This window comes from Microbacterium marinilacus (genome assembly GCF_019753765.1).
GTDB classification, from domain to species: Bacteria; Actinomycetota; Actinomycetes; order Actinomycetales; family Microbacteriaceae; genus Microbacterium; species Microbacterium marinilacus.
Map to the genome: position 1 here is coordinate 360,338 of NZ_JAIJZW010000001.1, position 13,588 is coordinate 373,925.

Annotated in this window: 11 protein-coding genes; 8 read left to right on the forward strand and 3 right to left on the reverse strand. The window is 72.9% G+C overall.

All coding sequences use genetic code 11. The annotated features are described in order from the left end of the window. The first annotated feature begins 9 nt into the window (after positions 1 to 9). From K5S26_RS01655 to K5S26_RS01670, 4 genes are read left to right on the forward strand one after another with little or no spacing between them, the layout of a single operon-like run. Positions 10 to 1,185 carry an anhydro-N-acetylmuramic acid kinase gene (locus K5S26_RS01655; RefSeq protein ID WP_246603412.1) on the forward strand — a complete coding sequence of 392 codons (1,176 nt, stop codon included), beginning with the start codon at positions 10 to 12 and terminating at the stop codon, positions 1,183 to 1,185. Continuing rightward, on the forward strand, positions 1,178 to 2,266 hold the full coding sequence (locus tag K5S26_RS01660) for a mandelate racemase/muconate lactonizing enzyme family protein (protein WP_221855378.1): 1,089 nt from the start codon (positions 1,178 to 1,180) through the stop codon (positions 2,264 to 2,266). Before K5S26_RS01655 ends, K5S26_RS01660 begins: the two co-directional genes overlap by 8 nt. Further along, on the forward strand, positions 2,263 to 3,399 hold the full coding sequence (locus K5S26_RS01665) for a serine hydrolase domain-containing protein (RefSeq protein WP_221855380.1): 1,137 nt from the start codon (positions 2,263 to 2,265) through the stop codon (positions 3,397 to 3,399). The genes K5S26_RS01660 and K5S26_RS01665 overlap by 4 nt, the downstream gene beginning before the upstream one ends. Further along, on the forward strand, positions 3,396 to 5,009 hold the full coding sequence (locus tag K5S26_RS01670) for an ABC transporter ATP-binding protein (protein WP_221855382.1): 1,614 nt from the start codon (positions 3,396 to 3,398) through the stop codon (positions 5,007 to 5,009). Before K5S26_RS01665 ends, K5S26_RS01670 begins: the two co-directional genes overlap by 4 nt. Before the next feature lie 123 nt (positions 5,010 to 5,132). Here K5S26_RS01670 and K5S26_RS01675 read toward each other — a convergent pair whose 3' ends face one another. Together K5S26_RS01675 and K5S26_RS01680 are read right to left on the reverse strand one after the other, a co-directional pair. Beyond that, the gene (locus tag K5S26_RS01675) at positions 5,133 to 6,494 is read right to left on the reverse strand and encodes a hypothetical protein (protein WP_221855383.1); all 1,362 of its coding nucleotides are present in this window, start codon (positions 6,492 to 6,494) and stop codon (positions 5,133 to 5,135) included. 50 nt (positions 6,495 to 6,544) lie between these two features. Next, positions 6,545 to 7,159: a PadR family transcriptional regulator gene (locus K5S26_RS01680; protein ID WP_221855385.1), complete on the reverse strand. Its 615-nt coding sequence runs from the start codon at positions 7,157 to 7,159 to the stop codon at positions 6,545 to 6,547. A gap of 171 nt (positions 7,160 to 7,330) precedes the next feature. On the opposite strand from K5S26_RS01680, the gene K5S26_RS01685 reads away from it, so the two are divergent. The 4 genes from K5S26_RS01685 (at position 7,331) to K5S26_RS01700 (ending at position 13,060) form a co-directional block, all read left to right on the forward strand. Then, entirely contained in the window at positions 7,331 to 7,924 is a 594-nt protein-coding gene (locus tag K5S26_RS01685) for an RNA polymerase sigma factor (protein WP_221855387.1), read from the forward strand. Next, on the forward strand, positions 7,899 to 8,738 hold the full coding sequence (locus tag K5S26_RS01690) for a hypothetical protein (RefSeq protein ID WP_221855389.1): 840 nt from the start codon (positions 7,899 to 7,901) through the stop codon (positions 8,736 to 8,738). Before K5S26_RS01685 ends, K5S26_RS01690 begins: the two co-directional genes overlap by 26 nt. Before the next feature lie 172 nt (positions 8,739 to 8,910). Further along, on the forward strand, positions 8,911 to 11,739 hold the full coding sequence (secA, locus tag K5S26_RS01695) for a preprotein translocase subunit SecA (RefSeq protein ID WP_221855391.1): 2,829 nt from the start codon (positions 8,911 to 8,913) through the stop codon (positions 11,737 to 11,739). A 58-nt stretch (positions 11,740 to 11,797) separates the two neighbouring features. Beyond that, complete coding sequence (locus K5S26_RS01700; protein ID WP_281427076.1) at positions 11,798 to 13,060, forward strand: pyridoxal phosphate-dependent aminotransferase; 1,263 nt, start codon at positions 11,798 to 11,800, stop codon at positions 13,058 to 13,060. Between the two features lie 21 nt (positions 13,061 to 13,081). Here K5S26_RS01700 and K5S26_RS01705 read toward each other — a convergent pair whose 3' ends face one another. Beyond that, complete coding sequence (locus K5S26_RS01705) at positions 13,082 to 13,522, reverse strand: Rv3235 family protein (protein ID WP_221855392.1); 441 nt, start codon at positions 13,520 to 13,522, stop codon at positions 13,082 to 13,084. Positions 13,523 to 13,588: the final 66 nt, after the last annotated feature.

Below are 13,588 nucleotides of genomic sequence, written 5' to 3' on the forward strand. Positions count from 1 at the left end.
GTCATGGGGATGATCTCGGGGACGTCCCACGACGGCATCGACGTCGCCGTCGTCGACTTCCGAGACGACGGCGAAGGCCTCGTCGCGACGGTCGTGTCGAAGGCGTCCGTGCCGTACGAGGACGCCCTCCGCTCGCGGCTCGTGGACGCGCTGCCGCCCGCGCCGACGACGCTCGAGGAGGTCGCGCAGCTCGACACGCTGATCGGCCAGGCCTTCGCCGACGCGGCCGTCAGCGAGCTCGGCGACGGCGTCGACCTCGTCGTCTCGCACGGTCAGACCGTCTACCACTGGGTCCGCGAACGCCGCGTGCTCGGCACCCTGCAGCTCGGCCAGCCCGCATGGATCGCCGAGGCCACGGGCTCGGCGGTGCTGTCGGACGTGCGGATCCGCGACATCGTCGCCGGCGGGCAGGGAGCGCCGCTCGCCTCCACCCTCGATCAGCTCGTGCTCGCCGGCCGTGCGGTCGGAGGGAGGCCCGTGGCGGCCCTGAACCTCGGCGGCATCTCGAACGTCACCGTGGTCGGGGACGGCGATCCTCGCGCGTGGGACATCGGGCCCGCCAACGCCCTGATCGACGCGGTGGTCCGCGAGCGCGGCCTGCATCCGTCCGGCTATGACGCCGGTGGCGCGATCGCCGCGAGCGGACGCGTCGACGACGACCTGCTCGCCCGGCTGCTGCGTGAGCCGTACTACCGTCTGGCGGCGCCGAAGAGCACGGGCAAGGAACTGTTCCACCTCGCCTACGTGCACGACGCCCTCGCCCGCGCCGGGCGGGAGATCGACGGCGCCGACCTGGTGGCCACGCTCACCGAGCTGACGGTGCGGACCATCGCCGACGCGCTCGCCCCGCTCGACCCGGCGGAGCTGCACGTCTCCGGCGGCGGCGTGCACAACGCGGCGCTCATGGACGGGCTGGCGCGCGCGCTGCCCGCGACCCGCGTGGGACGCAGCGACCTGATCGGCCTCGGCGCCGACGAGAAGGAGGCCGTCCTGATGGCGCTGATCGGGTGGCTGTCCTGGCACGGGGCGCCCGGGGCGCTGCCGAGCGCGACGGGAGCGTCGTCGCCGCGCGTGCTGGGCTCGCTCACCCCGGGCGACCGGCCCCTGCAGCTGCCCCCGCCCCGCCCGGCCCCCCAGCGTCTGCGTGTGGTCGCCGCCGACGAGGACGCGGCCGCGGATGGCTGAGATCGCGGAGATCCGGACGCAGGCGGTCAGCGTGCCGCTGCGGCGCCCGTTCGTGACCGCCGTGCGCCGCGCGACGACGCTCGACGCCGCGATCGTGAGCGTCTCCGATGCCGACGGTCGCGTCGGCTGGGGCGAGGCGGCGCTCAGCTGGCGGGTGACGGGCGAGAGCGCCGACGGCGCCCGCGCCGTCGTCGAGGGACCCATCGCGCAGGCCCTCGTGGGGCTGCCGGCGACGGAGCCGGGAGCGTGGGGGCCCGCGCTCGCCGGGGCGGTCGCGCACAACACCGCCGCGAAGGCGGCGGTCGACGCCGCCCTGTGGGACCTCGCCGCCCAGACGGCGGGCGTCCCCGTCCACCGCCTGCTCGAGCCGGGCTCGGCGCGCGAGACGACGACGGACATGACGCTGTCCGCGGTGGGCGAGGCGACCGTCCTCACCGACGCCCGGGAGCACGTCGCCGCGGGATTCCATGTGCTGAAGGTCAAGCTCGGCACCGACGCCGCGGCCGACGACCGCGTGCTCCGAGCCCTGCGCCGCGGACCCGCGGCGGACGTCCGGCTGCGCGTGGACGCGAACCAGGGGTGGAGCGCGGACGAGGCCATCCGGCTCATCCGCGGCTGGGAGGAAGACGGACTCGGCGTCGAGCTGGTGGAGCAGCCGACGCCCGCGCAGGACGTCGCGGCGCTCGCGCGCGTGACGCGCGCCGTCGGCACGCCGATCCTCGCCGACGAGTCCGTGTGGAGCCTCCGCGACCTGCGGGAGCTCGTGCGCGCGGGCGCCGCCGACCTCGTGAACGTCAAGCTCGCCAAGACCGGAGGAATCTTCGCGGCGCGCGAGCTGATCGATGCCGCGCGTGACGCGGGCACGGACGTCCTGATCGGCTCGATGCTCGAGACCGTCGTCGGCATCACCGCGGCCGCCCACCTGGCCGTCACGCTGCCGGGCCGCGTGCACGACCTCGATGCCGGGCTCTGGCAGGCGGGGGCGCCCGTCGACGGCGGCGCACGGTACGACGGCGAGCGCGTCGTCCTCGACGATCGGCCGGGCCTGGGCATCCGCGGACCGAGGAGGAGCCGGCGATGAGTGCCTGGGACGCCGTCGCCGAGGCGGTGGTCGCCGAGCGGCCGGACGGACACGCGCCTCCCGGCGCCGTGTTCGCCCTCTCGGAGGGAGACGAGACGCACGTCGCCGCCGCCGGCGCCGCGGACCTGCGCACGGGGGAGAGGATGACGCCCTCGCATGCGTTCGACCTCGCCTCCGTGAGCAAGACGCTGACCACGCTGGCGCTGCGTCGGCTGATCGACGACGGCTCCCTGACGGACCACACCACCGCCGGCGCGGTCCTCGGCGCCCGTGCGGGCGCGGCCGTGGACGCGACGGTCGACGACCTGATGCGACACCGCGCCGGACTGACCGAGTGGTGGCCGCTGTACCTCGTCGCGGACGCGCGGGAGGACCCCGTGGCCGCAGGCCTGAGGCTGCCACGTCGATATCCGCTGCGAGCGGCACGGCACTACTCCGACATCGGGATGCAGGCGCTCGGAGCCGTCATCGCCCGGGCGACGGGCGCACCGCTGACCGAGGCCGTCCGCCGCCTCGTGCTCGATCCGCTCGGCGCCACGACCGTCGCGCCGGCCGCCGCCGCGCCCGGCTCGCCTGCCGCGGCCGGGCCCGACGGCGACGCCATCGAACGCGAGATGGTGCGCAGCGGGGTGCCGTATCCCGTGGGCCTGGCGACCGACGGGTTCGGCTGGCGCACCCGCACGCTGCGCGGCGAGGTCGCCGACGGCAACGCGTACCACGCCTTCGGCGGTGCCGCCGGACACGCGGGGTGGTTCGGGGACGCCGCCGGGCTGATGGCGATCGCGGGCGTGCTCGCGGATCCGTTGGCGCACGGTCTCGGTGACGACAGTGTGCGCGCCCTCTCCACCGAGCTCGACGACGGGCAGGGCCAGGGCGTGATGATCTACCGCCTGCCCTGGCGCGGACGGCCGCGAACGTTCGTCGGGCACAGCGGCTTCACCGGCACGTTCGTCGCCGCGGCGGCCGCCACCGACGCCGATCCGGCGGTCCGTGCGGTGCTGCTCACCAACCGGCTGCACGGCCGCCCCGCGCCCGTCCGCCAGCGGCTCGTCGCCTCCGAGACGCTGTGGCGCGAGGCGATGGCGCGCGCCGACGATCTTCTCCACCCCTCGACGACGGGAGCCCGACCATGACCGCCCCTCTTCTGTCCGTGCGGGACCTCCGGGTGTCGTTCTCCACGCCCGGCGGCCCCTTCGAGGCCGTCAAGGGCGTCTCGTTCGACGTCGCGGCCGGCGAGACGGTCGCGATCGTGGGCGAGTCCGGATCGGGAAAGTCCACCGTCGCGGCGAGCATCAACCGGCTTCTCGCGGGCAACGGGCGCATCTCCGCCGGCAGCATCGACTTCGACGGGCGCGAGCTGACGACCCTCTCGGAGCGCGAGATGACGGCGCTGCGCGGTGCGGGCATCGGGCTGGTGCCGCAGGACCCGATGTCGAACCTCAACCCCGTCCACACGGTGGGCGCGCAGATCCTCGAGGCGCTGCAGGTGCACGGCCGGCCCGGCGGCCGCGCTCGCGTCCTGGAGCTGCTCGACATGGTCGGCATCCCGGAGCCCGAGCGGCGCGTCGACCAGTATCCGCACGAGTTCTCGGGCGGCATGCGGCAGCGGGCCCTGATCGCGATGGGCCTCGCGTGCGAGCCGCGGCTGCTGATCGCGGACGAGCCCACCAGCGCGCTCGACGTGACGGTGCAGCGGCGCATCCTCGACAGGCTGGGAGAGCTGACCGGGAACAGCGGCACCTCCGTGATCCTCATCACCCACGATCTCGCCCTCGCCGCGGAGCGCGCCGACCGCGTGCTCGTGATGTTCCGCGGGGAGCTCGTGGAGGCCGGGCCGGCCGGTGCGATCCTGGAGACCCCGCGCGAGGACTACACGCGCAGACTGGTCGCCGCGGCCCCGAGTCTCGCGACGACGCCGCTGATCGACGCGGGCGGGGTGCCGGACGATCAGCCCGAGACGCTCGTCAGCGTCGAGGCCGTCGGCCGCAGCTATCGGCTGCGCGGTCGCGCACGTGGCGAGGAGTTCTGGGCAGCCAGGGACGTCACCTTCGCGATCCCGCGCGGACGCACGGTCTCGATCGTGGGGGAGTCGGGGTCGGGCAAGTCCACGACGGCGAAGATGCTGCTCGGCCTCGAGACGGCGAGCGAAGGCACGATCCGCGTCGGCGGCAAGGACCTCGCCCGCATGGGGCGGCGCGAGCTGTTCGCCGTCCGGCGGACGGTGCAGCCCGTCTTCCAGAACCCGTTCGCATCGCTCGATCCCCGCTACACGATCGCCGACTCGATCGCCGAGCCCCTGCGCGTCCACCGGATCGGCGACCGCCGCTCGCGCGGGATGCGCGTGCGCGAGCTGCTCGACCAGGTGGCGCTTCCGGCGGATCTCGCCGAACGCCTGCCGCACGAGCTGTCCGGCGGACAACGGCAGCGCGTCGCGATCGCGCGCGCCCTCGCCGTCGAGCCGGAGCTGGTCGTGCTGGACGAGGCGGTGTCGGCGCTCGACGTGCTGGTGCAGGCGCAGATCCTGGAGCTCCTCGTCGACCTGCAGCGTCGGCTCGGGCTGGGATACCTCTTCATCAGCCACGACCTCGCGGTCGTCAACATGATCTCCCACGAGGTGCACGTGATGCAGCGCGGGCGCATCGTGGAGTCGGGCACGCCGGAGAGCATCTTCCGTTCGCCGCAGCAGGACTACACCAGGGAGCTGCTCGCGGCGATCCCCGGCGGGATCGCGGCAGGGGCGTAGCCGGCCGGCCGCGGGCGCGACGAAAGAGGAGGTCGGTCGTCCGTCGCGACGCGCCGGGATCGGCACCGTCCGTCCTCGCGTCGTGCACACCGTGCCGGGCGAGCGGGCAGAGCCCCCGCGCCGTCAGTCGAAGAGGTCGCCGAGCAGGCCGCCGAGCAGCAGGCCGCCGACCACGGGGCCGAGGATGTCGCCGCCACCGGTGCGCGGCCGGCCGCGGCCGCCGCCCCATCCCGGTCCGCCGCCCCACCCGGACCCGCCCCAGTCGTCGCCGTCCGGCCGACCGGAGTCGATGTCTCGCTGCGCCGCCTGCAGGGCCTCGTTCGCCAGCTGCTGCACCCGGCGCGCGAGCGTCAGCGCCTCCTCGCGGGTCTCCTCGGACGACAGCAGCGGGTCGACGTCCGGGCGCAGCCGCTGGGCCTCGGCGAGGCGCGTGCGCGCATCGGCGCCGATCCAGCCGCGATGCCCGGCGATCACGCTGTGCGCGACCGCGATCGCATGGTCGGCGGCGTCGACGGCGTGACGCACCTGCTCGATCGACGGCAGGGGCCGCTCCGCGCGACGCCGCGCCTTGTCGACCACGGTGTCCAGGGCGGCGTTGGCGTCGCGCAGGGCGGCGAGGTCGGCGAACGGGTCGCTGGCCGTGCCGGGGCCGGGCAGGGCGGCGAGAGCCGCCTCGAGGTCGGCGACCGCCTCGGTGACCTCGGCGCTGTGCGGCGAGCCGGATTGCATGAGGGGGCGCGCCGCGACGATGTCCTGGCGGGAGTCGGCCACGACCTCGGCGAGCGTCGACTGCGCGCGCAGCGCCTCGATCTCGAAGTCCTCGACGCCGTCGATGATCGTCCCCGCGCGCCGCACCGCCTCGGTGGCGGTCTCGAGAGCGACGTTGGCCTCCTCGGCGCGGCGTGCCTCGCGCCGGCGCGCGGACACGTCGGCGCTGTGCAGCGCGAAGTCGAGCAGCTGCTCGGCCTCGTCGGGGTTCGCCGCGACGCGGTGCAGCGCCGCGTCGCTGTAGCGGCCGGAGAGGCGGGCCACGGTGTCGCGCGTCTGCGGCAGTCGTGCGCGCAGTCGCTCGACGTCCGTCCGCACCCGCTCGATGACCTGCGGCGCCTGGCGCACGGTCGCGATCCGCTCGCGGAGCGCCTCGGTGCGCTCGTCGAGGACGTCCTCCGCCCACTCGCACAGCTGCACGATGCGTGCGTTGCGGGTGCGCAGCTCGTCGGCGGTGTCGGGGATCTCGTCGTGGTTCAGCTGGTGCAGGTGGAAGGCCTCCGCCATGTGCGTGCGGACCGCCGTGATGCCCTCCCGCAGCGGCCCGGTCGCGGTCTCGCCGAGCTCGGCGGCGGCGAACTCGAGCTCGTCGGACGTCGATCGGATCCGCTCGTCGGCGGCGACCAGCGCCGTCCGTGCCCGGCGGGCGAGGTCGTCGTCCTGCGCCTGCTGCGCCGCCTCTTCCTCGCGCTTGCGCCTGCCCCAGAATCCGGCCATGGGTCGATCCTATGGCCGTGCGAGCCGCGGGAGACCGCGCCTCACGCCCATCACGCCCGCGCCGTGGCCGTGGCCCTCGCCGGCCGGCCCCGCCGGGGACGCTCCGACGACAGCCCCAGAGCCACGGCGTGCCCCGGATGGGCGGCGACGCGCTGCTCGACACGGTCGAGCCAGGCGGCCTCGGCCTCCGCCTGCAGCACCATCGACTCCATCACGAGAGCGCGCGCCAGCTGCTCGGGGCCCTCGTCCGCCGCCCGGTCGGATTCGGCGGTCTGCGTGTCCCGCAGCCGCTCCAGTCGTCGCGTCACCGCGTCGCGCTGCGTCCGGATGACGGCCCCGAGGTCGACGCCGGGCAGCGTGGCCGCCAGCGCGACCTTGATCGCGAGGTCGTCGCGGGCACCCCTGCCCGGCTCGACGGGGAGGCCGAGCCAGGAGGCGACCTCGCCGCGGCCCTCCGCCGTGATCTCCCAGAAGACGTGACCCTGGTCGTCGGCGTCGCCGCGCGCGACCAGGCCGTCGCGTTCCAGGCGCTCGAGAGTGTTGTAGACCTGCCCCACGTTGAGCGGCCAGGTCGATCCCGTGCGGCGCTGGAACTCGGCGCGCAGCTGATAGCCGTAGCAGGGGCCCTGGTCCAGGATCGCGAGCAGGCTCTGGCGGACGCTCATCGCGTCTCCTTCCCGGGGTTTCCCCGTATATATATTCCGAGTACATGAATACCGGACGACGGCGCGGATGCAACGATCCGGTCGCGGCGCGTCGTGGTGCCGCGCGACACGCCCGGGATGCCGGATCGTCGGCGACGTGAAGGAGGATGCGCCGTAGGGGCAATACCGATCGTGACCACCGATTCCGACATCGTCCGGCTCTCGCTCGCCCGGCCGAGCGAGTTCGCCGCGCTGTTCGACCGCCATGCCGTCGCGGTCGGGCACTACGCGCGGCGGCTCGTGGGCGTGGACGCCGGCGACGACGTGCTGAGCGAGACGTTCCTCGTCGCGTTCCGCCGGCGCGCCGACTACGACCTGACCCGCGACTCGGCGCTGCCGTGGCTGCTCGGCATCGCGACGCGCCTCGCCCACAAGGCGCGTGCTGCCGAGGCCCGGCGCTGGCGCGCGCTCCAGGCGTCCGCCGCGCTGGCGGTCGAGACGGCGGTGAGTGACATCGACGCCGCCGCCGAGCGGGCGGACGCCGTGTCGCGGCTGCGGCGGCTCGTGCCGAGGATCCGTCGCCTGAGCGCCGCCGATCGCGACACGCTGCTGCTGCACGCGTGGGGCGACCTGAGCACCGAGCAGATCGCGGCCGCGCTCGACGTGCCGGTCGGCACGGTGTGGTCGCGCCTCAACCGCATCCGGCGCCGTCTGCGCGCCGACGGGATCACCACCCGCCCCGACTCCGAGGAGGACAGCGATGGACTCGCTTCGCTTCGTGCGTGACCTGGGGCGCGACGTGCCGCGCCCCACCGCGACCGAGCTCGCCGCCGCCCGCGCGTCGCTGACGGCCGAGGCCGAGCGCGAGCGCCCGCGCAGCGCCCCCGCGCGGGTCGCAGGTGGGGCCCCCGCGCCGCGGGGCGGACGTGTCATGCCCGCCCGCCGTGTCGGTACGATCGCGCTCGCCGCAGCGGCGGCCGTCGCGATCGTCGCCGCGGCGTTCGGGGGTGCGACCCTGCTGAGCGGCCTCTCCGAAGAGGACCGTGTCACGGCCCCGACCCCGACCGAGAGCGTCGAACCCACCCCGACCGGGAGCGCGGCACCCACCGAGCCGCCGGCGACAGGGGAACCGGACTGGGACGTCGACGACCCGACGACGTGGACCCTCACGCCGGACGGGGCGGGACCGCTGCGCCTCGGCGCCAGCCTGACGGAGACGGCGTCGCTCCTCGCGGAGCAGGGGATGGGCGTCCCGGAGGACTCCTACCCGGGGTGCTCCACGAGCTCGCTCGATCGAGACGGCAACTGGATCGTCACCGCGGAGGACGGCGCCATCGTCGCGATCCGGCTCACCGACGATTCCACGTCGCTCGAGCCGTCCTCCCTCCCCCGCACCAGAGAGGGCATTTCGGTCGACAGCTCTCCCGGCGAGGTGGCGGCCGCGTACGGGGAGCCCGAACAGGATCGCTTCGGCGGTGACCGCTGGGTTGTCCCCGGCGGCGGGACGTGGCTCACGCTCATGGCATCCAGCGACGGCGGAACCGGCATGGTCTTGATGCACAGCGGAGACGACGCGCACCTGCCGCCGTGCTTCGACTGACCGGCACACGCGTCGCTCGTGCACGATGGCCCAGCGGGACGCGAGGCCGAGCCCCTCGCACAGCCGCGGCATAGGTCACGGGCGGATAACATAGGCTCCGTATGCCTGCCGCCGGACGGCGGTGCACGGCGTCCGCCGAACCGACGACGCCGCCCTGATGAGGAGATGTCACGTGGCCAACCCCTTCGAGAAGCTGCTCCGCGCCGGTGAGGGACGCGTCCGACGGCGCCTCCAGCATGTGGTCACGGCGGTCAGCGCCCTCGAGGAGGAGTACACGCAGCTCACGGACGAGGAGCTGCGCGGCGAGACCGCCGAGCTCCGCGCCCGCTTCGAGGCGGGCGAGACCCTCGACCACCTGATGCCGGAGGCCTTCGCCGCAGTCCGCGAGGCCGCCAAGCGCACGCTCGGCATGCGGCCCTACGACGTGCAGATCATGGGTGGCGCGGCGCTTCATCTCGGCAACATCGCCGAGATGAAGACCGGTGAGGGCAAGACCCTCGTCGCCACCCTTCCCGCGTACCTCAACGCGATCGCTGGCAAGGGCGTCCACGTCATCACCGTCAACGACTACCTCGCGTCCTACCAGGCCGAGCTGATGGGGCGCGTGTTCCGCGCCCTCGGCATGACCACGGGCGTCATCGTGTCGGGTCAGACGCCGGCCGTGCGCCGCGAGCAGTACGCGGCGGACATCACCTACGGCACCAACAACGAGTTCGGCTTCGACTACCTGCGCGACAACATGGCCTGGCGCAAGGACGACCTGGTGCAGCGCGGGCACTTCTTCGCGATCGTCGACGAGGTCGACTCGATCCTGATCGACGAGGCGCGCACGCCGCTGATCATCTCCGGCCCGTCGTCGGGCGAGGCCAACCGCTGGTTCGTCGAGTTCGCGAAGATCGCCCGCACCCTCGAGGAGGGCGTCGACTTCGAGGTCGACATCAAGAAGCGCACCGTCGGCGTGCTCGAGGCGGGCATCGAGAAGGTCGAGGACTACCTCGGCATCGACAACCTCTACGAGTCGGCGAACACGCCGCTGATCTCGTTCCTGAACAACTCGATCAAGGCGCTCGCGCTGTTCAAGCGCGACACCGACTACGTCGTGATGAACGACGAGGTGATGATCGTCGACGAGCACACCGGGCGCATCCTCGTCGGCCGCCGGTACAACGAGGGCATCCACCAGGCGATCGAGGCGAAGGAGGGCGTGCCCGTCAAGGCGGAGAACCAGACCCTCGCCACGGTGACGCTGCAGAACTACTTCCGCCTGTATGACACGCTCTCGGGCATGACCGGAACGGCCGAGACCGAGGCCGGCGAGTTCATGTCGACCTACAAGCTCGGCGTCATCCCGATCCCGACGAACAAGCCGATGATCCGCAAGGACAAGCAGGACCTGATCTACCGCACCGAGCAGGGCAAGTTCGCGCAGGTCGTGGAGGACATCGCCGAGCGGCACGAGAACGGCCAGCCGGTGCTGGTCGGAACGGTCAGCGTCGAGAAGAGCGAGTACCTCTCCCGCCTGCTCGCGAAGAAGGGCATCAAGCACGAGGTCCTGAACGCGAAGAACCATGCGCGCGAGGCCGAGATCGTCGCGCGCGCCGGACGCCTGGGGTCGGTGACCGTCGCCACGAACATGGCGGGCCGTGGAACCGACATCATGCTCGGCGGCAACGCGGAGTTCCTGGCCGTGCAGGAGATGAAGAGCAAGGGGCTCGACCCGGCGGGCACCGAGCCGGAGGAGTACGAGGCCGAGTGGGCCCCCGTCTTCGAGCGTATGCGCGACGAGGTCGCGAAGGAGGCGACGAAGGTCGTCGAGGTCGGCGGCCTCTACGTGCTCGGCACGGAGCGCCACGAGTCGCGACGCATCGACAACCAGCTCCGAGGCCGCGCCGGACGTCAGGGCGACCCCGGCGAGAGCCGCTTCTACCTGTCGCTCGAGGACGACCTGATGCGCCGCTTCCAGTCGGGGGCCGCCGAGGCGCTGCTCGCCCGCACGGACTTCCCGGACGACGTCGCCATCGAGATGCGTCTCGTGTCGAACCTCATCAAGAACGCCCAGGCCGCGATCGAGTCGCGCAACGCCGAGGCGCGCAAGAACGTGCTGAAGTACGACGACGTGCTCAACCGCCAGCGCGAGGCGATCTACTCGGATCGCCGCCACATCCTCGAGGGCGACGAGATCGCCGGTCGCGTCCAGCACTTCATCGAGGACGCGATCACCGCCGTCGTTGACGAGCACACCGCGGGCGGCCACAACGAGAGCTGGGACTTCGACGCGCTGTGGACCGAGCTGAAGACGCTCTATCCCGTCGGCGTCACGATCGACGAGGTGGTCGCCGAGGCCGGTGGCCGCAAGGGCGGCATCACCGCCGAGGGGCTCAAGCGCGAGCTGCTGAGCGACGCGAAGATCGCCTACGGCAAGCGCGAGGAGACGCTCGGCGAGGCGGCGGTGCGCGAGCTCGAGCGACGCGTCGTCCTCCAGGTGCTCGACCGTCGCTGGCGCGACCACCTGTACGAGATGGACTACCTCAAGGACGGCATCGGCCTGCGTGCGATGGCGCAGCGCGATCCGCTCATCGAGTACCAGCGCGAGGGCTACTCGATGTTCCAGACCATGATGGGGCAGATCAAGGAGGAGGCCGTCGGCTACCTCTTCAACCTCGACGTGCAGGTGCGCCGCGTGGACCACGGCGATCACGTGCACGAGGATCTGCAGGTCGAGGCCAAGGGGCTCTCCGACCAGCCGACCGACACCCAGCTCGAGTACTCGGCGCCGAACGACGCCGGCGAGGTCGAGGTGCGCAACGACCGCGGACAGGTCAACAAGGCGGCCACCGACCGCGAGCGCCGCGCCGCCCAGACGCAGACGACCGCGCCGCAGGCGGGGCCCGCCGCGGGTGCCAGCGCGTTCGGCCAGGCGGCCGACGCCGCGACTCAGGAGGCGCCGGCCGCGCCCCAGAACCGCGAGCAGCGTCGCGCCGGCAAGAAGAAGGGCCGCTGACCCGTAGCGGTCCACGCATGCGCGCGTGGACCGCTGCAGGGCGGCATATCCTGGGGCGATGACCACCCCTGTCCCGTCCCTCTCGCAGCCCGGCGGAGGCCGCCTGCGCACGCTGGACCAGTCCTCGAAGCTCCGCAACGTCCTCTATGAGATCCGGGGCGCCGCCCTGGAGGAGGCCACGCGGCTCGAGGCCGACGGGCACACGATCCTCAAGCTGAACACCGGCAACCCCGCCACGTTCGGCTTCGAGGCGCCGTACCAGATCGTGCGCGACGTGATCGAGGCGATCCCGTACGCGCACGGCTACAGCGACAGCCGGGGCATCCTGCCCGCGCGTCGCGCGATCGTCAGCCGCTACGAGCAGACGCCGGGCTTCCCCGCGGTCGACCCGGACGACGTGTACCTCGGCAACGGCGTCAGCGAGCTCATCACGATGACGATGCAGGCGCTGCTCGACCAGGGCGACGAGGTGCTGATCCCCGCACCCGACTATCCGCTGTGGACGGCGATGACGAGCCTCTCGGGCGGCACGCCCGTGCACTACCTCTGCGACGAGCAGAACGGCTGGCAGCCCGACCTCGAGGACATCCGCGCGAAGATCACGCCGCAGACGAAGGCGATCGTCGTGATCAACCCGAACAACCCCACCGGGGCGGTGTACACGCGCGAGACTCTGGAGGGCATCGCCCAGATCGCGCGCGAGAACTCCCTGCTGGTGCTGTCCGACGAGATCTACGACCGCATCCTCTTCGACGGCGCCGTGCACCTGCCGATGGCCACGGTGGCGCCGGACCTGCTCGTGTTCACGTTCAACGGGCTGTCGAAGACCTACCGCGTGGCCGGCTACCGCTCCGGCTGGCTCGTCATCACGGGCCCGAAGGACCACGCCAAGGGCTTCCTGGAGGGGGTGCAGCTGCTCGCCTCCACGCGCCTGTGCGCGAACGTCCCGGCGCAGCACGCCGTGCTGGCGGCGCTCACCGGGGTGCAGTCGATCGACGCCCTGATCGCGCCCGACGGCCGGCTGCACGAGCAGCGGGACGTCGCGCACGACAAGCTCGTCTCGATCCCGGGCATCACGAGCGTGAAGCCGCAGGGCGCGCTCTACGAGTTCCCGCGGATCGACCCCGAGGTGCACGAGATCCACGACGACAAGCGGTTCATCTACGACCTGCTGGTCGCCGAGCACATCCTGCTGGTCGAGGGGACGGGCTTCAACTGGCCCGTGCCGGATCACTTCCGCGTGGTCACGCTGCCCGAGGCTCGGGTGCTCAGCGAGGCGATCGAGCGGCTCGGCAACTTCCTCAGCTCGTACAAGCAGTAGGCCGCACGAGCCGAGCCCGCGTCACAGCACCGAGAGGCTGGTGGCGCGCCAGCGACGGTCGATGCCCTCGAGCCGGAGGGCGACGGCTCGCGTGCGCTGCGGCGTCTCGACCACCACGACGGCCTCGACGACTCCGTCGGCGGGGGAGGAGTGCCGGATCGAGCGGAGCGCGTAGACCGGGCGCATGGCCGGTGCGCGGCGCGCGCTGCGGGCACGGACGGCCAGCGCGGCACGGGTGACCAGGGAGCGATACGGCTCGTCCGTCAGCCATCGCGCGAGCTGCTCCGGCTCACGGACGCCCGCGAGCACCTCCAGCACCCCGCGGGTGAGGGCGGTGAGCAGCGGCTCGGGGTCGGGCAGCGAGGCGGTCGGCGCGTGCTGCGGGGCGAAGTGCTCCTCGACGTCTGCGAGCGTGCGGAGCGGTCTGCCGTCTGACGGCGCTGCTGACGGTGGCTGAGACATCGGGACCCCCACTTCTCCCAGTCTTCGGGACGGAACGAAAGTCCACCACCCGCTCAGTGGCGCTCC

What these genes read in the sequence shown, in the direction of transcription:
- K5S26_RS01675 (WP_221855383.1), bottom strand. Translation starts at nt 6,494, where the DNA reads ATGGCCGGATTCTGGGGCAGGCGCAAGCGCGAGGAAGAGGCGGCGCAG.
- K5S26_RS01660 (WP_221855378.1), top strand. Translation starts at nt 1,178, where the DNA reads ATGGCTGAGATCGCGGAGATCCGGACGCAGGCGGTCAGCGTGCCGCTG.
- K5S26_RS01705 (WP_221855392.1), bottom strand. Translation starts at nt 13,522, where the DNA reads ATGTCTCAGCCACCGTCAGCAGCGCCGTCAGACGGCAGACCGCTCCGC.
- K5S26_RS01690 (WP_221855389.1), top strand. Translation starts at nt 7,899, where the DNA reads ATGGACTCGCTTCGCTTCGTGCGTGACCTGGGGCGCGACGTGCCGCGC.
- K5S26_RS01655 (WP_246603412.1), top strand. Translation starts at nt 10, where the DNA reads ATGATCTCGGGGACGTCCCACGACGGCATCGACGTCGCCGTCGTCGAC.
- K5S26_RS01670 (WP_221855382.1), top strand. Translation starts at nt 3,396, where the DNA reads ATGACCGCCCCTCTTCTGTCCGTGCGGGACCTCCGGGTGTCGTTCTCC.
- K5S26_RS01700 (WP_281427076.1), top strand. Translation starts at nt 11,798, where the DNA reads ATGACCACCCCTGTCCCGTCCCTCTCGCAGCCCGGCGGAGGCCGCCTG.
- K5S26_RS01680 (WP_221855385.1), bottom strand. Translation starts at nt 7,159, where the DNA reads ATGAGCGTCCGCCAGAGCCTGCTCGCGATCCTGGACCAGGGCCCCTGC.
- K5S26_RS01665 (WP_221855380.1), top strand. Translation starts at nt 2,263, where the DNA reads ATGAGTGCCTGGGACGCCGTCGCCGAGGCGGTGGTCGCCGAGCGGCCG.